Annotated in this window: 12 protein-coding genes; 5 read left to right on the top strand and 7 right to left on the bottom strand. The window is 70.3% G+C overall.

Going from position 1 to position 20,296, the window contains the following annotated elements:
* Nucleotides 1-145: 145 nt before the first annotated feature.
* The 3 genes from CIK81_RS00945 to CIK81_RS00935 all read left to right on the top strand — a co-directional run bounded on the left by CIK81_RS00945 (nt 146) and on the right by CIK81_RS00935 (nt 3,436).
* Nucleotides 146-1,111, top strand: a complete 966-nt coding sequence (locus CIK81_RS00945) for a carbohydrate ABC transporter permease (protein WP_096197850.1) — start codon at nt 146-148, stop codon at nt 1,109-1,111.
* Nucleotides 1,108-2,001 carry a carbohydrate ABC transporter permease gene (locus CIK81_RS00940; RefSeq protein WP_114355279.1) on the top strand — a complete coding sequence of 298 codons (894 nt, stop codon included), beginning with the start codon at nt 1,108-1,110 and terminating at the stop codon, nt 1,999-2,001. Before CIK81_RS00945 ends, CIK81_RS00940 begins: the two co-directional genes overlap by 4 nt.
* 79 nt (nt 2,002-2,080) lie before the next feature.
* Entirely contained in the window at nt 2,081-3,436 is a 1,356-nt protein-coding gene (locus tag CIK81_RS00935; RefSeq protein WP_114305614.1) for an ABC transporter substrate-binding protein, read from the top strand.
* Nucleotides 3,437-3,499: 63 nt separating this feature from the next.
* On the opposite strand, the gene CIK81_RS00930 is transcribed toward CIK81_RS00935, so the two are convergent.
* The 4 genes from CIK81_RS00930 to CIK81_RS00915 all read right to left on the bottom strand — a co-directional run bounded on the left by CIK81_RS00930 (nt 3,500) and on the right by CIK81_RS00915 (nt 7,459).
* Nucleotides 3,500-4,891 carry a multidrug effflux MFS transporter gene (locus tag CIK81_RS00930; RefSeq protein ID WP_241963865.1) on the bottom strand — a complete coding sequence of 464 codons (1,392 nt, stop codon included), beginning with the start codon at nt 4,889-4,891 and terminating at the stop codon, nt 3,500-3,502.
* 148 nt (nt 4,892-5,039) lie between these two features.
* Nucleotides 5,040-5,789: a queuosine precursor transporter gene (locus CIK81_RS00925; RefSeq protein WP_241963864.1), complete on the bottom strand. Its 750-nt coding sequence runs from the start codon at nt 5,787-5,789 to the stop codon at nt 5,040-5,042.
* 67 nt (nt 5,790-5,856) lie between these two features.
* Nucleotides 5,857-6,672 carry a GH25 family lysozyme gene (locus tag CIK81_RS00920; protein WP_114355278.1) on the bottom strand — a complete coding sequence of 272 codons (816 nt, stop codon included), beginning with the start codon at nt 6,670-6,672 and terminating at the stop codon, nt 5,857-5,859.
* A 145-nt stretch (nt 6,673-6,817) separates the two neighbouring features.
* Nucleotides 6,818-7,459, bottom strand: a complete 642-nt coding sequence (locus CIK81_RS00915; RefSeq protein WP_096166845.1) for a TetR/AcrR family transcriptional regulator — start codon at nt 7,457-7,459, stop codon at nt 6,818-6,820.
* Between the two features lie 208 nt (nt 7,460-7,667).
* On the opposite strand from CIK81_RS00915, the gene CIK81_RS00910 reads away from it, so the two are divergent.
* Together CIK81_RS00910 and CIK81_RS00905 are read left to right on the top strand one after the other, a co-directional pair.
* On the top strand, nt 7,668-10,433 hold the full coding sequence (locus CIK81_RS00910; protein WP_114355277.1) for an MMPL family transporter: 2,766 nt from the start codon (nt 7,668-7,670) through the stop codon (nt 10,431-10,433).
* The gene (locus CIK81_RS00905; RefSeq protein WP_114355276.1) at nt 10,430-13,036 is read left to right on the top strand and encodes a YhgE/Pip domain-containing protein; all 2,607 of its coding nucleotides are present in this window, start codon (nt 10,430-10,432) and stop codon (nt 13,034-13,036) included. Before CIK81_RS00910 ends, CIK81_RS00905 begins: the two co-directional genes overlap by 4 nt.
* A gap of 39 nt (nt 13,037-13,075) precedes the next feature.
* Here the strand turns inward: CIK81_RS00905 and CIK81_RS00900 are convergent, their stop codons facing one another.
* Genes CIK81_RS00900 through CIK81_RS00890 form a run of 3 tightly spaced genes read right to left on the bottom strand, consistent with a single transcriptional unit; the run spans nt 13,076 to nt 19,266 of the window.
* Nucleotides 13,076-16,501, bottom strand: a complete 3,426-nt coding sequence (locus tag CIK81_RS00900; protein WP_096166848.1) for an error-prone DNA polymerase — start codon at nt 16,499-16,501, stop codon at nt 13,076-13,078.
* Between the two features lie 51 nt (nt 16,502-16,552).
* On the bottom strand, nt 16,553-18,403 hold the full coding sequence (locus CIK81_RS00895; RefSeq protein WP_114311903.1) for a DNA polymerase Y family protein: 1,851 nt from the start codon (nt 18,401-18,403) through the stop codon (nt 16,553-16,555).
* Nucleotides 18,403-19,266: a hypothetical protein gene (locus CIK81_RS00890; RefSeq protein ID WP_158541868.1), complete on the bottom strand. Its 864-nt coding sequence runs from the start codon at nt 19,264-19,266 to the stop codon at nt 18,403-18,405. The genes CIK81_RS00895 and CIK81_RS00890 overlap by 1 nt, the downstream gene beginning before the upstream one ends.
* Nucleotides 19,267-20,296: the final 1,030 nt, after the last annotated feature.

Below are 20,296 nucleotides of genomic sequence, written 5' to 3'. Positions count from 1 at the left end.
ACATTTCCTCGTTGCGACATGCCTATGATCCGGTAAGGCCCCTGACGATCATCCGACGTTCGCGCAGGCCCTCTCGTGAGGCGGGGCCCGGCACGCAGCGTCGCGTGCCGCTCGCGGGCGATGGACCGCGCAGGATCGAGGTCTGATGTCCCGCACTGCGACCCCCGAGAAGACAGCCGGCGGTGCGACTCCGGAGAAGACGGTCGAGTCCAAGCACCCCCGGCGACCGCGGACCAGCAGACGTTCCCGACGCGATGCGCTCGTCTTCCTCGCCCTCGCGCTTCCGAACATCACGCTGATCGCCCTGTTCACCTATCGGCCGCTGCTGACGAACATCTACTACTCGATGCTCGACTGGACCCTCGGGTCGACCTCTGCGGCGTTCATCGGCCTGGACAACTACAAGGAGTTCTTCACCAGCAGCGCCGGGCTCACCAGCCTGCGGATCACCATCATCTTCACACTCGTCACGGTGGGCGGGTCGATGCTGCTGGGACTGCTGCTGGCGCTCGCGCTGAACTCGAGGATCCCAGGAGTGACCATCGCACGCTCTGCGGCCTTCGCCCCCTACGTGCTTTCGGGCGTGGGCGTCGGTCTCGTGTGGCTGTTCATCTTCGATCCGTCGTTCGGCGTCCTCGCGTACTTCCTGCGCATGATCGGGCTGTCGAGCCCTCAATGGGTGCTCGACCCGGACATGGCGCTGATCATGGTGATGGTCGTATACATCTGGAAGAACCTCGGCTACTGCGCGATCGTCTATCTCGGCGGTCTGCAGTCCCTGCCCACCGACGTCCTCCAGGCAGCCTCGCTGGACGGTGCCGGCCCGGTGCGGCGCTTCTGGACGATCTCCCTGCCGCTGCTCTCCCCCACCACGTTCTTCCTGCTGATCACGACGATGCTGAACAGCCTCCAGGCCTTCGACCTGCTGCGGATCATGACCCCGACGGGACGTGGCACGAACGCGCTGATCTTCGAGTCCTACCTGCAGGCCTTCGGCGGATATTCGCGCGCCGGCTATTCGGCGGCGATCTCCGTGGTCCTGTTCGTGATGCTCATCGTCATCACGGTCGTCCAGATCCGCTACGTGGAGAAGAAGGTGCACTACGCATGAGCAGCTCCGTCGACTCCCCCGTCACCACGCCCACCCGGAAGCACGGGCCCTTCTCGAAGGAGAATCTCGTCGGGACGCTCACTGCGGGGTATCTCCCGCTGCTGGCGGCGACCGCGATCGTCGTGCTCCCCCTGCTGTGGATGGTCATCAGCTCCTTCAAGGCGCCCTCGGAGATCCTCACCCAGGATCTGGTCGTGCTTCCCGAAACACCGACGCTGCACAACTACGACGTCGCGCTGAACTCCGTGCCGATCCCCCGCTTCTTCCTGAACTCGGTGATCGTCACCACCGTCGGCGCCTCGATCAAGGTGGTCCTCGCGGTGATGACGGCTTATGCGCTGGTGTTCGTGCGCTTCCCGTTCAAGCGCATCATCTTCATCGGCATCCTCGTCGCCCTCATGGTCCCGCCGCAGGTCGCCATCCTGCCCAACTACGTGCTCATCGCGGGCTGGGGCGGCGTCAACACCTACTGGGGCATCATCCTCCCGGGCCTGGGCACCGCCTTCGGCACCTTCCTCCTGCGCCAGTACTTCATGACCATCCCGGCCTCGATCCTCGAGGCCGCCTCCATCGACGGCGCCGGGCATTGGCGCACCCTGTGGCGGATCGTGGCACCCATCTCGCTGCCCTCGGTCGCGACCGTCGCGCTGGTGACGATCGTGACCGAGTGGAACGACTACATCTGGCCCCTGATCATCACGACCGACTCGAGGATGATGACCCTCCCCGTCGGGCTCACCGCGCTGCAGAACTCCGAGGGCAACACCGGTTCCGGCTGGGGCATCCTCATGGCCGGCACCGTCATCGTGATCGTCCCGGTCCTGCTCGTGTTCGCCCTGCTCCAGCGATACATCGTCTCCGGCCTCACCCAAGGGAGCGTGACCGGATGAGCGGTGACACCGCGCCACGCCCCCTGTCCGCTCCTCGAAACCACCTCGTCGGCACCATCGTCCCGGAAGGACATCTCTCATGAAGCACACCCAGCGAACCACCCAGCAGCCCCTGAGCAGGCGAGGCCTGCTCGGCATGGCCTCGGCAGGAGCCGGCGCGGCCGCCCTCGCGGCCTGCGGCGGCCCTTCCGTCGGCGGGGACGACGGCGGAGGCGGCGGCGACGAGGACGCCACCGACTACTCCGACATCGAACCCGCCACCGAGATCGCCTTCTGGTCCAGCCATCCGGGCGGGTCCAAGGACGTCGAGGCCGAGCTGCTGAAGCAGTTCACCGAGAAGACCGGGATCACCGTCAACCACGTCACGGCGGGGTCGAACTACGAGGAGATCGCGCAGCGCTTCCAGACGGCGCAGGCCGCCAAGGACGATCTGCCGGCCGTCGTGGTGCTCAGCGACGTGTGGTGGTTCCGCTACTACATCAACGGCAACATCGCGCCGCTGGATCCGCTGATCGAGCAGCTCGACATCGAGATCTCCGACTACCGCGAGACCCTCGTGGAGGACTACCAGTACGAGGACAAGCAGTGGGCGCTCCCCTATGGGCGCTCGACCCCGCTGTTCTACTACAACAAGGACCACTTCGCCGCGGCGGGCCTCGAGGACCGCGCCCCGGAGACCTGGCAGGAGTTCGAGGAGTGGGCTCCGAAGCTCACCCAGGGCGAGGTCGCCTACATGTATCCCGACCTGGCCGGATACGCCGGGTGGACGTTGCAGAACGTGCTGTGGGGACAGGGCACCGCATGGTCCGATGAATGGACGATGACCTGCACCGATCCGACGACGATCGAGGCCATGCAGTGGGTGCAGGACTCCGTGTACTCCAACGGATGGGCGCAGGTGTCCTCGAGCGACTCGGCCGACACCTTCGCGGCCGGCGTGTGCTCGGCCACGATCGCGTCGACCGGGTCCCTGATCGGGGTGCTCGAGGCCGCGTCCTTCGAGGTGGGAGTGGGCTTCCTGCCGGCCGGTCCGGTCGACGGCCCCGTCTGCCCGACAGGCGGCGCCGGCCTGGGTATCCCCGCCGAGATCTCTCCCGAGGAGCAGCTCGCCGGGGCGATGCTGATCCAATTCATGGGCGAGGCGGAGAGCACCGTCGCCTTCTCCGGTGCCACCGGATACATGCCGGTGCGCAAGAGCGCGGACATCTCCGAGCTGCTGGAGAAGACCCCGCAGATCCAGACCGCTATCGATCAGCTCGAGGTCGCTCGCACACAGGACTACGCGCGCGTGTTCCTGCCGGGAGCAGACCAGGAGATGGCGAACTCCGTGGGCACCATCCTCACCGCCGAGGGCGACGTCGAGGACGCTCTGACCGACCTGCAGGCCACCCTCGAGGAGATCTACTCGAGCCAGGTCGAGCCCAAGCTGTCCTGAGCCGTCTCGCGCCGAGGAGCCCGGCCGCTGCTGCACGGATCCCGGCTCTCGGCGCGAGCGGGCTCAGGCCGCCGCGGTGTGGGGATTGGGAGTGCCGCTCCCCCGTCCGGCGATCACGAAGAAGGTGCCGGAGATCAGGCAGCCGGCCACCATGGCGATCGCCATCGGCAGCGACGAGTGGGTTCCGGCGATGCCCACCAGCGGGGCGGCGACGGAGGCGGAGAAGGAGAACCCGAGCCCGAGCATCGCCGAGCCGGTGCCGGCGAACTCGCGTGCCTGATCCGAGGCCAGGGCTCCTCCGTTGCCGAAGATCATGCCCTGGGGCGCGACCGTGAAGAAGAACGCCGGGAGGACGATCCAGGCCGGGGTATCCAGGAAGAGGCTCCCCATCAGCAGGGAGAAGCTTGCCAGCGACACGACGATCAGCCCTACCCGGATGAGCGCGCGGGGATGGATCGTGCGGGTCAGCTTCGCCGAGAGCAGCGAGAGCGCCATCATGCCCATCGAGTTGATCGCGAAGCTCACCGAGTACTCGCTCGAGGTGAAGCCCAGCATCTCCTGGACCACGAAGGAGGAGGCGGAGACGTACGCCATCAGGGCGAAGGCCGAGAAGGCGTTGACCAGCATGTACGCGACGAAGATGCGTCGATGCAGCAGCTTGCGGCAATTGCGCAGGAACGTCCGGAAGCCGCCTGAATGGCGTCGGGAGGCGGGAAGGGATTCCGGGATCAGGAAGATCACCCCGATCAGCGATATCAGCGACATCGCCGCGATCACGAGGAAGATCTCGCGCCACTGCCCGAACACCAGGATGATGCCGCCCAGCAGGGGCGCGACGATCGGGGCCACGCCGCCGACGCCCTGCATGATGTTCATGACCCGGAACAGCTCGGGGCCATCGGTCATGTCGATCAGCACGGCACGCCCCAGCACCATGCCGAAGCCGCCGCCGATGCCCTGGATCACGCGCAGCACCAGCAGGACCTCGACGCTGGGAGCGAGGGCGCAGCCGATCGACGCCAGCAGGCACAGGATGATCCCGATCAGCAGTGGAGCCCGGCGGCCCAGCCGGTCCGAGAGCGGGCCCGCCACGACCTGGCCGCTCGCCGTGCCGAGGAAGAAGGCGGTGATGGTCAGCTGCATCCGCGAGGCCGTGGTGGACAGCTCCCCGGCGACGTCCGGGAACGCGGGGATGTACATGTCGGTCGCGAGCGGCCCGATCGCGCTCAGGGTGGTGAGCACGAGGATCACCAGTGCGGTGACCTTGCTGCGGGTGCGGCGCAGCTCCGCCTCGCTGGGCAGGTGCGCCTGATCGTGATCGGCAGGATCCTCCATCACCGGGATCGCACCGGTGATCGTCGGGATGGAGCCGGTCTGGGTGGGGAGTGACCCGGTGGAGGTCAGGGGTTCGTCGCGATCGTCATCGCGTCCAGGGGCAGGGGCGGCGGGAGCCACGGGTGTCCTTTCGAGCGGTCACAGAGCGAGCCGGGCGGATCAACGCGGATCGCGCCCGGCTCGTCCGGACCATCCTAGGGACGTCGTGAGCGTTCACGGAAGGGGGTTTCCGTCGTGGATCCGGATCGCTCCGAGGATCGACGGGCGCTCACGCGGCCGACGCCGCGGCCAGCCGCTCCTGGTAGGTCGGATCGGTGCGCTTGAGCCAGCGGATGACGCGTGAGGTCACCGGGATCATCGCGTACTGCACGAGGACCTTGTAGACGAAGCCGAGCACCGTGTACTCGGCCCACTGCTGGATCGAGGTGATGCCGATCGCGGTCGCGGCGATGGAGCAGAAGATGATCGTGTCCACGAGTTCACCGAGGCCGCTCGAGGTGAACAGGCGGGCCACCAGGCCCCGCTCCCCCGTGCGTCGTTTCATGCGGCTGACCACGAACGAGTTCAGGGACTGTCCGGCGAGGAATCCGAGGAGGCCGGCGAGCACCACGATCCACACGGGGCCGAGTGCGAGCTCGAGGGCCGCCTGCTTGGCGAGGCCGTAGTCATCCGGGAACGGAGGCAGGGCGATGATCACCTGATAGCAGATCGAGGCGAGGATGCTGACGCTGAAGGAGGTCAGGATCGCGCGGCGGGCGGCGCGAGGGCCGTACAGCTCGGTGACGATGTCGCCGAGCACATAGGCGAGGGGGAAGAGGAAGAAGCCGCCGTCGGTGATGATCTCGAAGCCGGTGCCCGGGACGTCTCCGAAGCTGACGCCCTTGGCGGCTCCGATCCCGGAGAGGATGACCACGGTGACCATGGCGGCGAGAAGGATGTCGAAGTGCGAGGCTCCCCGGTCGGCGTAGACGGCGCCGGCCGGGCCTCCAGACGGGGGTGGGTTTCTGTGCGTGTTCACCGGGGCAGGGTACACAGCGGGCCGGGTCCTCCACATCCGTGGGTGACCCGGCCCGCAGCGGCGGAGCTCAGATGCCTATGGCGTGATAGTCGGCGTCGCCGACGAAGCTCTCGAACTCGGATTCGCTGCCGTGCCAGACGTTGGAGTCGCCGGCGAAGGGCCCGGAATCGGAGTACTGCCAGACCTCGTAGGCCCACCAGCGACCCGGCAGCGTCGTGGGGGCCGAGCTGCTGTACGAGGCGAGGAACAGAGGGGAGTTCACCGGGGTCCAGTCCCCCACCACGTCATTCCACCAGTTCAGGCTGGTGTAGAGCACGGGCCGGCGGCCGGTGGCGTCGTGGTACGCGTTCGAGAAGCCCATGATCCAGTCGCGCATCTCCTGCGGGCTGAGGCCGTAGTCCCGAGGAAGACCGGAGTACGCCTCGAGGTCGAGCATGCCGGGCAGGGTGATGCCATCGCCGGTCCAGCCTCCACCATTGTTGAGGAAGAACTCGGCCTGCTCCTCGGGAGCGCCGGAATCGGGCCGCGCGAAGTGGTAGCCGCCTCGCGCCAGACCCGCGTTGCCGGCGCCGAGGTACTGGTGGTCGAAGTCCGAGCTGCGGAAGGTGCGGCCCTCGGTGGCCTTGACGTAGGCGAAGCGGGAGCCGAGCTCAGCCTGGGCGGCCCAGTCGACCTTTCCCTGCCAGCCGGAGACGTCCTGGCCGTAGATGCTGCCGGCGGCCTGAGCGACGGGTGCAGCGAGCGCGGCCGTTCCCGCGGTGAGCGCTGCCGCGCCGAACACGCCGCCGCGCAGGATCGAGCGTCGGGAGGTGGCGGAGGAGGGGGTGGAACCCGCAGCGAGGACTGCGGGGACTGCGAGGTGTCGGGGAAGGTAGGGAGGCATGAGTGTCTCCTGAGGAGGGGGAAGCACAGTGCGACGGACGCCACACCAGTCACACCGTAGGCATCCCGACCAGGGGTTTGGCAAGCCCCGCATCTGCGGAGGAACACGACGAATCGGGCGGGAACGGGCAGGAATACCCGTCGTATCAGGCGTTCCCGGGCTCCACAAAGGCATGCAGGGTGCCCAGGATCGTCGTCGCCGCGAGCTCGGTGACGTCCCGCCCGTCCATCTGCTCGCGCACCATGAGATCGACGAAGACACCGACCAGGAGCTGGGCGAGATCCTCGGCCGGCAGGAGCAGGCGGCTGCCGTTCTCCCCCATCCGCGTGGTGAGCATCTTGCCGATCCGGTCCCGGAGGCGCTCGCGCTGGACGGCGAGCTCCGCACGCATGGTCTCGTCGCGCAGCGACCGGGCGACGGCATCGGAGTAGAGCAGGTACCACTGGCGCCCGAAGGGTCGGATGCCCTCGAAGACGGCGACCATCATCTGCGCGTCCTCGTCGCCATGGGCGCCCTCGACGGCCTTCTCGACCGAGCTGTCGGCGATGGTGAGCATCTCCTCGGTGACCGAGGCGAACAGCGCCGCGAAGACTTCCTCCTTGGTGGAGAAGTTCGAGTAGAACGCTCCGCGCGTGAACCCGGCGGCGCGCACCAGGTCGTCGACGGTCGCACCGTCGACCCCCTTCTCGACGAACACGTCGAGCGAGGCCCGCACCAGCTTCGTGCGGGTGTTCTCCTTGCGTCGCGTGCCCGCCGATTCGGGCAGCGGCTCGAAAAGATCGGTCATGGCTCCTCGGGGTGTCCGGCAGTCGGGGTGGGGAAGGTCTCAGGCCTGCCCTCGAATGGGCAGTCGGCTTCGCGTGACTCCAGAGTATCCCATCGATACAATCGTGTATTGAATGCGGGCTCGTTCCGGATACGCCAGTGCATCACAGCGGCGATCCGAGTGCTGGTCGGCTTCACGCCCGTCTGCTGTACCCCGCTCTGGAGGTCGCGTGTCCTCGTCCCTGTATCGTCTCGGCCTCCTCATGGCCTCCCTGCGGTGGAAGATCGTCGCCGTCTGGGTGATCCTCCTGGTCGCCCTCGGAGGCCTGGCCGTCGGACTCGGCGGAACGTTCTCCTCGGAGATCGAGATCCCGGGCACCGAGGGCCAGCGGGGCATCGACTCGCTCGCCAACCGGTTCCCCGAGATGGGAGGCACCTCCGGGCAGGTCGTACTGGTCACCCAGGACGGCTCCACGATCGACGACCATCAGTCGGAGATCGACGACCTCATGGAGGAGATCGATGACGTCGAGGGCGTCGCCACTGCGCCGTCCCCCTTCGACGACCTCTCCCCCGGCACCCGCACGGACGACGACACCGCCATCATCGGCCAGTTCCAGATGGACGGGCAGCAGGGGTCCTACCCCGAGGAGTCCGTCGACGAGCTCGTCGACCTGGTGGAGTCGGCAAGCACCCCGGAGATGGAGGCCAACATCGGCGGGCAGGTGCTCCAGGACGCCGAGGTCCCCTTCGGTGCGGGCGAGGTCGCGGGCATCATCATCGCCCTGATCATCCTGGCGATCGTGTTCCGCTCGTTCGTGCCCGCGTTCATCCCGATCGTCACCGCGATCGTCGGCGTGGGCGTGTCGATGCTCGCCGTGGTGGCGCTCTCGGCGGGCGTCGAGATCGCTTCGGTGACCACGGCGCTCGGCGCGATGCTGGGCCTCGCCGTCGGCATCGACTACGCGCTGTTCATCCTCTCCCGCCATCGAGACCAGCTGGGCCGCGGGGAGGACGTGCAGGAATCCATCGGGCGCGCCCTCGCGACCTCCGGCAGCGCCGTGATCTTCGCCGGTCTCACGGTGATCGTGGCGCTGGTGGGCCTGTTCGTCACCGCCATCCCGTTCCTCACCATCATGGGCGTCGCCGCGGCGGCGACCGTCGCGCTCTCGGTGGTCGTCGCCCTGACCATGCTGCCCGCCCTGATGGGCATCATGGGTGAGCACCTGCGCCCCCGGAAGATCCGCAGGCTCATGGCCGAGAACGACGGCGTGCTGCCCCCGGTGGAGGACACCCATCGTCGGCGTCGGCCCTTCGGCACCGGATGGATCCGCCTGGTGACGAAGGTGCCTGCCCTCACCATCCTCGTGGTCGTGATCGGCGTGGGCGCCCTGGCGATCCCGATCAAGGACCTCGAGCTCGCGCTGCCGGATCTCGGCACCGAGCAGCCGGGCACCCCGGCCCGCGACACCTACGACCTGATCGCCGAGGAGTTCGGCCCCGGGTACAACGGGCCTCTCCTGGTGACCGCGGACATCATCAACACCACGGATCCGCTGGGCGTCGTCGACGACCTCGAGGCCGAGATCGCCGACCTCGACGAGGTCAAGGAGATCCAGATCGCCACCCCGAACCAGGGCGCGGACCTCGCCGTGATCGCCGTGGTCCCCGAGGGCGGGCCCACGGCCCAGTCCACCAAGGACCTCGTGCACGAACTGCGCGACAGCGGCCCGGGCTGGGAGGACGAGTACTCGATCTCCGACGTCACGGTCACCGGCTCCACAGCGGTCGGCATCGACGTGACCGACAAGCTCAGCTCCGCGCTGCTCCCCTTCGCGATCTTCGTGGTGGGGCTGTCGCTGATCCTGCTCGCGATGGTGTTCCGCTCCGTCTGGGTCCCGATCAAGGCGTCAGTGGGCTACCTGCTCTCGGTGGCCGCCGCCTTCGGCGTCACCTCGATGGTGTTCGAGTACGGCTGGTTCAACGCCCCGCTGTCGGTCTCGGTCAACGGCCCGGTGGTCGCCTTCATGCCGATCATGGTGATGGGCGTCCTGTTCGGTCTCGCGATGGACTACGAGGTCTTCCTGGTCTCGCGGATGCGCGAGGAGTTCACCCACACCGGCGACGCCCGCGGATCGATCGAGAAGGGCTTCACCGCGAGCGCCCCGGTGGTCATCGCGGCCGCCCTGATCATGGTCGCCGTGTTCGCCGGCTTCGTGACCTCCGGCTGGTTCATGCTGCAGCCGATCGCCGTGGGCCTGGCCGTCGGGGTGCTGGTGGACGCCTTCGTGGTGCGCATGACCCTGGTGCCAGCCGTGCTCGCACTGCTCGGCAAGCACGCCTGGTGGCTGCCCGCCTGGCTGGACCGGCTCCTGCCGCGCGTGGACGTCGAGGGCGAGGGTCTGCACGCGGTCCTCGAGCACCGTCACTGGACGCAGGAGCACGGCGTCCATGCGCTGCGCCTGCAGGACGTCGTCGCCCCGCTGGTCGGCGCGCGCGGTGAGATCGGCCCGCTCACGGGCGCCGTCACGCCGGGCACGCTCCTGGTGGTGCGGTCGTCCGACGATCCGGCCCGTGCCTCGTTCCTCGCCCTGGCCGCCGGCCGGCTCGCGCCCTCCTCCGGTGTGCTCGCCGGCCACGACCGGCTCGCCCCCGATGATCTCGGCGCGATCCAGGGACGCGCCCACTGGATCCCGACGGGCTCCGATGTCGCCGCGCGGCTGCGGGACGTCCCCGGTCGCGGCCTGGACACCGCCGTGATCGTCATCGAACGCCTCGAGGACCTCGTGCACGGCGCCACCGCCCTGGACGACACCCTCGTCGAGCGTCTCGACGCACTGCTGGAGAAGGGTGCCACGGTCGTCGTCGGCTCCCGCACCACCAGCGTCTCCGAGGCCGAACATCATCTCCAGGGCACGCTGCGCGACCCCCGTCGTCTGCTCGCCCTCGCCGTTCAGCGCTCCACCGCTTCCGTTTCCGAAGGAGCTCTCGCATGACCCGCCTCAAGCATCCCCGCACCCTGATCGTGGTGCTCCTGCTCCCCCTGCTGGTGGCAGGCATCGGACTGTGGGCGCTCAGCGGCCGCGTGGACCGGCTCGACGCGGTGCCGGCCGCCGTCGTCAACCTCGACGAGGGCGCCGAGGTCACCGATGCCGACGGCGAGACCCAGGAGGTGCCCTTCGGGCGTCTGCTCGCCGGGTCCCTCACCCAGCCGGGAACCGTCGACGAATCCGATGCCCCGGAGACCACCGGCTTCGACTGGCAGCTCACCTCGGAGGACGACGCCGAGGAGGGCCTGACCGACGGCACCTACTCCGCCGTGGTCGTGATCCCGAAGGACTTCTCGGAGAAGCTCGCGACGATCGGCTCCCCCGAGGCCGCGCAGGCGATCCTCGAGGTCACCACGAACGACGCCAGCGGGCAGATCAACGCCCTGGTGGGCACCGCGGTCGCCGATGCCTCGTCCTCCACGATGGGCGGGCAGATGGCCGAGCAGTACCTCGACGGTCTCTACCTCGGGTTCAACGACCTCCACGACGGGTTCTCCGGTGCCGCCGACGGCGCGGAGGAGCTCGACGACGGCGCCTCGGACCTCGCCGACGGCACCTCGGGCCTCGCGGACGGGAGCCGCGAGCTCGCCGACGGCACGCAGCAGGCCGCCGAGGGCTCGAGGGAGTTCAGCGGGGGCGTGTGGAGCCTCGCCGACGGCTCCCGGCAGACGGCCGACGGCACCCGCGAGCTCGCGAACGGGCTCGATGAGCTCGCCACCGGCGCCGAGGGTCTGGCCGACGGAGCCGGCGAGCTCCGGACGGGCATGAGCGGCACGGACGGCCAGCCCGGACTGCTCGACGGCGTGGACCAGCTGGCAGCCGGCGTCGAGGGCGACGGCACCGAGCAGAATCCGGGCCTGGTCGCGGGCGCCGATCAGCTCGCCACCGGGGCCGAGGACTATGCCGGCGGTGTCGCCCAGGCCGGTGACGTCGTCTCCGGCGACGGCACCGCGGAAAACCCCGGCCTGGTCACCACCGCCCAGGGCGTCGCCGACGGCACCGCCGAGCTCGGTCAGGGCGCACAGCAGGCAGCCGATGGGCTCGATGGCACCGCGGAGGATCCGGGCCTGGTGCAGGGCGCTGAAGGCATCGTCTCCTATTCCGACGGGCTCCAGAGCATCCTCGACGGGGACGGCAGCGACGAGAACATCGGCATGCGCGAGCTCGCGTCCCAGATGGATGCCACCGCCGATGCCCTGCTCGCTGAAAGTCCCGAGGATCCTGCCGCGAACGCCATGAAGCAGCAGGCGCAGGGCATGATCGCCTATGTCGACGGCGTGGACACCGCCCTGAACGGTGACGGCAGCGGGGAGAACCCGGGCCTGGTGACCACCGCGCAGGGAGTCGGGGACGGCGCTTCGCAGGCGTCGGACGGCGTCCAACAGCTCGCCGACGGTGTCAACGGCACCGACTCCGAGCCGGGCCTGGTCCAGGGCACCGAGGGACTGGTCGCGTATTCCGAGGGCCTGGACACCGCGTTCGCGGGCGACGGCACCGACGCGAACCCGGGCCTGGTGGCGGGCGCGGACGAGCTGGCCACCGGTGCTCGAGCGAGCGCCGACGGCGCGGGTGAGCTCGTCACCGGTGTGACGGGGCTGCAGGACGGGCTCCACCAGTACTCCGACGGTGTGGATCAGCTCGCCGACGGGGCGGACGAGCTGGCAGTCGGTGCTCGTTCGAGCGCCGACGGGGCGAGCACGCTCGCCGACGGCAGCGAGGAGCTCGCCGGTGGCGCCGGGGAGCTCGCCGGTGGCGCCGGGGAGCTGGCCGACGGCACCACGTCGCTCTCCGAGGGCACCGGTGAGCTGGCGACCGGTCTGCGCGATGGTGCGGACGACGTGCCGACCTACACCGACGACGAGCGCAGCCGCATGGCGGAGATGGCCTCGAACCCGGTCACGACCGAGGCGGAGCGGCAGAACGAGGCGGACGGCGCCTCGACCGCCACCTTCCCGTTCGTCACGGCGCTCGCCCTGTGGCTCGGCGCCTTCGCGAGCTTCCTGCTGCTGCCGGCGCTGTCGCGCAAGCTGCTGGATCGTGCGGTCCCGATGGGTCGGGTCGTGCTGCGCTCGCTGGCCCCTGCTCTGCTCATCGCGGTGGTGCAGACCGTCGCGGTGCTCGCGGTGCTGGCCGCCGTGGGCATCTCCCCGGTCTCCCCGGCGACCGTGGGGGTGGTGGCCTTCGCCGGAGCGGGCATGTTCGCCGCGCTGCACCAGGCGCTGCTCACGGTGCTGGGCGACCGCATCGGACGCATCGCCTCCATCGTGGTGATGGTGCTGCAGGTGGTGACGCTGGTGGGCATCGTCCCGCTGGCCACCGCTCCCCCGCTGCTGCAGTCGGTCAGCGCACTGCTGCCGCTGCCGATCGTCACCGAGGGGCTCGTGCACGCGGCCCTCGGCGGGTCGTTGGTCTCGACCTCGGGAACGCTGCTGTCGATCCTGGCCTGGGCTGCGGTATCACTGCTGGTGACGCTCGCGACGGCACGGTCGGCCCGACGCGCCGACCGCTCGGACCGGGTGCTGGTGGACGCGGCGCCGGCCGCCGTCTGAGCCCCGCTGACCGTCGTCACCGCTCCCCGTCGTCCCTGGTCACTGGAAGTCCCTGGACCGGCCCGCCGCGGCCAGGTCCAGGGACACGACGTCATCGGCGACGAGGTTCACCGCCCCGGTGCGGTTCTCGACGACCCCGCGCAGCACGATCGCCCGGGCGGTGCGCAGCACAGCCCGATGACGCACCCAGAACCCCTGTGAGCACACCACGTTGAGGATCCCGGTCTCGTCCTCGAGGCTGAGGAAGGTGACGTTCCCGGCGGTCGCCGGACGCTGCCGATGCGTGATCACGCCGGCCACGCGGATCCGGCTGGAGTCCTCCGCCGCGCCGGTGCCCCGGATCGAGAGGATCCCGTCGGCCGCGAGTCGTTCGCGCACCAACGCCATCGGGTGATCATCCAGCGTGATGCCGGTGGCCCAGGCGTCGGCGGTCGCGAGCTCGGCCTCGCTCATCCCCGGCAGCATCGGGGCCTGGGCGCCGATGGCCAGGTGCGGCAGCGTGTCCGGGGATTCCTGGGCCGCCGCCCCGGCGGCCCACAGCGCCTGGCGTCGGGAGCTCGCGAGCGCGTCGAGCGCTCCGGCGGTGGCCAGCGCCTCGAGCTGGCGAGCGGTCAGCCGCACCCGCCGGGCCAGATCCGTGACCGAGACGAAGGCCCCTCCCCGCTCCCGCTCGGCAGTGACCTGCTCGGCGGTCTCCGTACTGATCCCCCGCACCTGGTCCAGGCCCAGCCGGATCGCCGGGCCCTGTGCCGCCGCCTCGCCCTGGACCTGGGCACGGGGAGGGTCCACCCGGTAGCCGAGGTGCTCGTCGTCGGTCTCCAGATCGGTGCGGGCACGACTGCGCAGCACGTCGGGCCCGCGGGTGAGCACGCCGTGCCGACGGGCATCCGCGACGAGCGACTGCGGCGAGTAGAAGCCCATCGGCTGGGAGCGCAGCAGCGCCGCGGTGAACGCCGCCGGATAGTGGCACTTCAGGTACGAGCTCGCGTACACCAGGTAGGCGAAGGAGTAGGCGTGGGATTCGGGGAAGCCGTAGTTGGCGAAGGCCAGCAGCTTGCGGTGGACCGCGTCGGCGTCCTCCCCCGTGATGCCGTGGTTCGCCATCCCGGAGAACAGCGCATCGGAGAGCTCGAGCATCTTCTGCGTGGAGCGCTTGGAGCCCATCGCGCGGCGCAGCTGGTCCGCCTGGGCCGGGGTGAAGTCGGCGACGTCGACCACCATCTGCATCAGCTGCTCCTGGAACAGCGGGATCCCCAGCGTCCGGCCCAGGGACTTCTCCAGCAGCGGATGGAGGAAGGTGACCGGCTCCTCCCGGTTCCGCCGACGGATGTACGGGTGGACGGAGCCGCCCTGGATGGGTCCGGGCCGGATCAGGGCGACCTCCACCACCAGGTCGTAGAACTCACGGGGCTTCAGCCGTGGCAGGGTGGAGATCTGCGCGCGGGACTCCACCTGGAACACGCCGATGCTGTCCCCCGCGCAGAGCATGTCGTAGACGGCGGGGTCCTCCTGCGGCAGGGTGTGCAGCTCGAAATGCTGGCCGTGGTGCTCGGCGACGATCCGCAGCGCGTGGTCCAGCGCCGTGAGCATCCCCAGACCCAGCAGATCGAACTTCACCAGGCCCGCATCGGCGCAGTCCTCCTTGTCCCACTGCAGCACGCTGCGGTCCTCCATCGCCGCCCACTGGACGGGGCACACCTCGATCACCGGACGGTCGCACAGCACCATGCCGCCGGAGTGGATGCCCAGATGACGCGGGGCATCGCGCAGCTTCCGGGCCAGCTCGACCACGTCACGGGGGATGTCGGCGTCCGCCAGCGAGGAGAAGGACCGCTCGATCCGTCGGGAGAAGGCGTCCTGCGCCCCGGGGTCGTAGCCGAGCGCCCGCGCGGCGTCGCGCACCGCGAGCTTCGCCCGGTAGGTGATGACGTTGGCGACCTGCGCGGCGTTCTCCCGGCCGTAGCGGGCGTAGACGTGCTGGATGACCTCCTCGCGACGATCGGAGGCGATGTCGATGTCGATGTCCGGCGGGCCGTCCCGCTCCGGGGCCAGGAACCGTTCGAACAGCAGATGATGGCGGACGGGCTCGACCGCGGTGATGCCCAGTGCATAGCAGACGGCGCTGTTCGCGGCCGAGCCTCGGCCCTGGGCGAGGATGCCCTCGCCGGCGCAGAAGTCGACGATCTCGTGGACGATGAGGAAGTAGCCGGGGAAGTGCAGGTCGACGATGACCTTCAGCTCGTGGTCGATCTGCGCCCACGCTCCGGGGGTGCGTTCGGGCCGGTCGGGGGCGGGCCGTGGCCCGTAGCGCTCGCGACCCTCGATCTCCACCAGCTCCACCAGCCAGCTGGCCTCGTCGTGCCCGGAGGGCACCGGGAAGGGCGGCAGGTCCGGGGCCAGCAGCCGCAGGTCCAAGGCGCAGTCCCGGCCCAGTCGGGCGGCCGCGGCGATCGCCGCGGGATAGCGCGGCAGCAGCTGGGCCATCTCCTCCCCGCTGCGCAGATGGGCGGGCCGTGAGGCCAGGTACGGGTCGGCGTCCGCCAGGGGGACCCCGGCGCGCAGGGCGGCATGGGTGTCGGCCAGGCGCTTGTCCGCCGGTCGCGCGTAGTGGGCGTTCGTGGTCGCGACCAGGGGCAGGGAGACCGTGTCGAGCCCGTGGGACTCGCGCACCAGACGGGTGCCCTGGGCCAGGGCGTCGTGGAGCTCGTCTGCCTCTCCCCCGCCGCCGACGACCAGCTCCACGGCGACGTTGCCGGCGCCGAACAGGTCCACCAGACGGGCGATCGCGTCGGCCGCGGCGTGCGCGGCCCCCTCCAGATCGCCCGTCTCCAGATGCGGCGCGGCCGCTCGGGTCACGGCACCCTTGCGACAGCCGGTGAGGATCTGCCAGTTCCCCTCATGGGCCAGGCGGGAGAGCTCCGCGAGGCGGTAGCGCGGGACGGCCTTCTCCCCGCTGTCCAGATGCGCGCGGGCGATCGCGGCCGACAGCTTCCGGTACCCGGCGGTGTCCCGCACCAGCACCAGCAGGTGCTCCCCCTCGGGATCGGGGACGCCGGTGCGGGGCGCGGAGACCACGGGAGTCGCGCTCGCGGCGTCGGCCCCGGGCTCGAGGCCGAGGGTGAGCTCGGCGCCGAACACGGTGGCCACTCCCTGCTCCTCCGCGGCGCGGGAGAAGCGCACCGCCCCGGGCAGGCCGTCATGGTCCACCAGGGTGATCGCGCCCAGACCCAGCCGAGCGGCCTGGCGAGCCATGTCCTCGGGACTCGAGGCGCCGTCGAGGAAGCTGAAGTGCGAGTGGGCATGCAGCTCCGCGTAGTCGACCAGCCGGGCAGGCCGGTACGCGTCCTCGACGACCTTGCCGGTGCGCTCGACGACGACCGGCGGGGAGACCGGCTCGGCCGGACGATCCGAGAGGACCGCCTCGAGGTCCTTCCACGCGGGCGGGCCCAGGAACCAGCCGGCCATCAGGCGTGCTCCTGCGTGATCTGCCCAGCCTGGGCGTTCTGTGCGCTCTGCCTAGTCATACAGCCCCTCCAGCATCCAGTTCCCGGTCCGCGACAGCGCCAGCACCGCGGTCTCCTCGTCGCCCGCGGAGCGCACCACCAGCTGCAGCCGGGCGGAGCGGACGCCCGCCGGGGTCCACCAGCGCTCGTCGATCACCGTCGGCGCACCGTGGGCGAGCACCGGGTGCTCCGACCCGGCGCGGAGCCCGGCACGCTGCAGGACCGGAGCCCCGGGCGCGAGGACCAGCAGCCGGGCCGGAGCGGCGCTCAGCAGACCCCGAGCAGTGACCACGACGGGCCGTCCCGCGGCATCCTGGAGGGCGACCGACGGCGGCTCGCGGAACACGGTGGTGGGCACCGGACGCGGCAGGGAGCCCGGCCAGGGTCCGGGACGCGCGGCCGGCTTCTCGCTGCGCCAGGGCACCCGCGTCGTCTCCTCGGCCAGCAGACGTCCGCCCAGCCGCGCCGGGACCTGGACGGCATCCTCGCCCGCCAGTCCCTGCGCACGGGCGAAAGCGCGCGAGGCCCGGACGGCGGCTTCGCCGGCGCTGCCCCACAGGGCCGGTGCACCCTCCCCGGCCGGTGCGAGCTGCAGCGGGTGCAGACCGATCCGGGTGATCGCGCCGGTCGCGGGGCCGCCGAGCCGGGAGCGGGTGATCCAGCCGTCGCACTGCCAGCGGATGCGGTCCACGACATCGGCCACGGTGAGTGCGCCGTCGTGGCGCCAGGTGCGCTCCATCTCCTCGCCGCCCTCGGTGCGGGCCACGATCCTCAGCCGGGTGCAGATCAGTCCGCGCTCGACGAGCATCGTGTGCAGCTCCTCCGCCAGCGGACGGGCGATGAAGGCCGCCTGGTCGGTGCGGACCAGCGGGGTCTCCAGGGTGGTCTCGGCGAGGAGCGGCTGGGTGGGATGGTGCGCCGCGGGCGGGGCGGGCTCCCCGCCGCGGGCCAGCAGGTGCAGGGTGGCGATGTCGGGCCCGAAGCGATCGGCGACCGCTGCGGAGGGCAGGGCGGCGAGATCTCCGAGACTGGCGATGCCGAGCCGCTGCAGCAGGTCGACGGTCTCGGCGAGGTCCAGCCGCTTCTCAGGACGAGTCGCCGAGGGCTGCCCGCGGTGCCCCCATCCCGGGCCGACGGGCGCGCTGCGCAGTGCGGTGATCGGGTGCGGGGCGAGATAGTCGGCGCTGCGGCCCTCGCGCACGATGCGTCCCGGCGGGGAGGCCAGCAGCGCGGCGAAGGGTCCGTCGGCGATCCCCACGGCGGCGTCCCAGCCGGTGAGCTCGGCGACCGCGTCGAGGATCCGCTCGGCCAGCGCCTCCTCCCCTCCCTGGTGACGGGCCGGACCGCGGGCCGACATCAGCAGCACCCCGGGGCGCAGCACGTCGACCCCGGCGGCGATCGTGTCCACCGCGGCTGCGACCAGCTCGAACAGAGCTGATTCGTGCTCCCTGTCCGCCTCCAGCACGAGTGCCTCGGGGCAGGCGGCGCGGGCCGCCCGGCGTGTCATCCCCGGCAGCGCCCCGGCCTCCTGCGCCGCGGCCCCGGCGAAGGTGACGCGGTGCTGGTCGAGCAGGATCACCGGGTCGACGGAGGGGTCGAGAGCGGGAGCGGCATCGGAGGGCCCGTCGGCGCCGTCCGTCCTGTCGGCGCCGTCTGTCCTGCTGGCACCGTCGGCCGTGCGGCGCTGATGGCGATCCAGTGCGGCCACCAGCGGCCAGTCCGGGACGGTGACGGCGACGGTACGGGTGGCCGTGCTGGTGCTGCTGGTGCTGGTGCTGGCGCTGATGTTCGTGTCGATGTTGGTGTCGATGCCGACGTTGAGGTCGGTGCTGAGGTCGGTGCGGGGGTCGGCGGCAGCAGTCATCATCCGGCCCTCTGCACGGGTTCCAGCAGCCGCATCCCGGAGGAGGCGGCGCGGGGCTGCGGCACCGACGCGATCATCCCGCCCACCTGCGGCAGGAGAACCTCGACCTCGCGCTGCCCGGCAATCCCTCGGCCGACGGCGGAGACCGCCAGACGGCGCGATCTCAGCCGCCCCGAGCCCGCCCCGAGCCCGGTCCAGCTGCGCGTGGTGGAGCGCAGCGAGAGATCGGCCCGACCAGGGGGGACGGCGGCGAGGACCAATGTGTCTGCGGTGCGGGCGCGGCCCAGCAGGCTGCGCCACAGCGCGGGGGCCAGGTCCAGGCCCGGACCGAGCACGAGCACGCCGACACCGTCGGCCAGCGCGGAGAGCACCTGAGGACGGTGCTCCCCGTGCGCCGGGGCGAGCGCGAGGCGTGTGGGGTCCAGGCCTGCGTCGAGGGCGGCTCGCAGCCCCAGATCGGGTATGCCGGCGATCGCGCACCAGGAGTCCTCCCCCATCGCCGCGATCGCGAGGGACAGCAGCAGGGAGGTGCTCGCCGCTCCCTCGATCGCGACAGAACTGCCCGCGCGCAGACTGCTGCGAGGGAACAGCGCGGACAGCGGCCCCGGCACCGCCAGCCGTGTGCCCAGCCCGTCCTCGGACTCGAGCTCGGGGAAGGTCGTGGACGCGGATCCGGGCTTGGAGCCGGCATCGGGCCGCACCGGATGCAGGGAGCTTCCCCGCAGAGCGGTCCGGTCGATCTTCCCGCCCCAGCGGGCAGCGCTGCGCTCGGCGGCCCCGAGGGTGGCACGAGCCAGGGCCAGACGGTCCTCCCGGTCCACGGGCTCCGCCTCGCGAGCAGCCACCTGCAGACGCGTGCTCATCGATCCACCTCCTCCCGACATCCCGTGCACGACGGGAACCGTGCCGGGCTCGAACTACAGTTCGAACGTCTGTTCGAACTGTACGCCTCATTACTGCTCTCCGGTCAAGCCGTGCAGGCCCCGGCTTCGAACGTACGTACGGAGTCTGATGGTGGGGTGTGACAGGTGGCGTGACGGCGGGGCGACATGGTGGCGGAGTGGCGTGGCGGCGGGGCGATGCGTCGGGGAGTGCGGAAGTGGCGGACGGTGTGCCGATGGGGTGGCAGGGAGGGCGTGAGGGCGTGAGTCCATGCTGGCGAGAATCCCTCGGAGGGGGCGCCGAGGCAGACAGTGAACCTCAAGTGCGCATTGAGGAATTCGCTCCTCTCCTCCCCAGAGACAATTTATGCACACCGCGCAGGTCATTCACTGAAATGCACCCCTGGGTCAATTCGGGAGTCAGCGGCACCGGGCGCCGTGCGCGACGACGGACGAGTGGTCGCCGTGTCCTGGGAGAGCGGCATGGGCGGCGCGACCAGCCCGGGCTGCCCGGCGGTGGGCACTTCCGTCCGAACGTGTAAAGCGGCTCTGCCAGCGCTTATGTGGCACTCTCTGCGGAATGAGTGCTGGTGACGACCCCCGAGAGCGTCCATGCATCTGCGGTTGCGAGCCCCCGCATCTGCCATTCATGGACCGTCGATGAGCCCGTCTCCATGCTCCTCGAGGAGCTCACCTTTCCTCCCCATGGGCGGGTTGTCCACATATTCATCCCCATTGCGTCGGTGCTCTTTCGGTGGCGGTGTTCTCGACATAAAATGGGGGGAGTTATCGGCGTTGAGGTCGATACTCCTGGCGCTGAGGATGCGCGTGTGGGTCACGGGGTTGGGTGTGTGGGAGGAGGGGTCACGGTGGGGGAAGAGTTCGAGCGTGAAGAGCAGCGTCCCGACATAGCAGGCAGGAGTGTGTTCGGTCCGCTCGGAACTCCGGTCACGCCCCCGCGTCCGGCTGCCATCGACGCGTCCGCTCCCCGGTCTGCTGGCAGTCCCGGCCC

It is taken from the genome of Brachybacterium sp. JB7 (assembly GCF_003335205.1).
Lineage (GTDB): Bacteria > Actinomycetota > Actinomycetes > Actinomycetales > Dermabacteraceae > Brachybacterium > Brachybacterium alimentarium.
The sequence above is the reverse complement of the archived record's forward strand: the minus strand, read 5'-3'. Positions and strand labels throughout refer to the sequence as shown.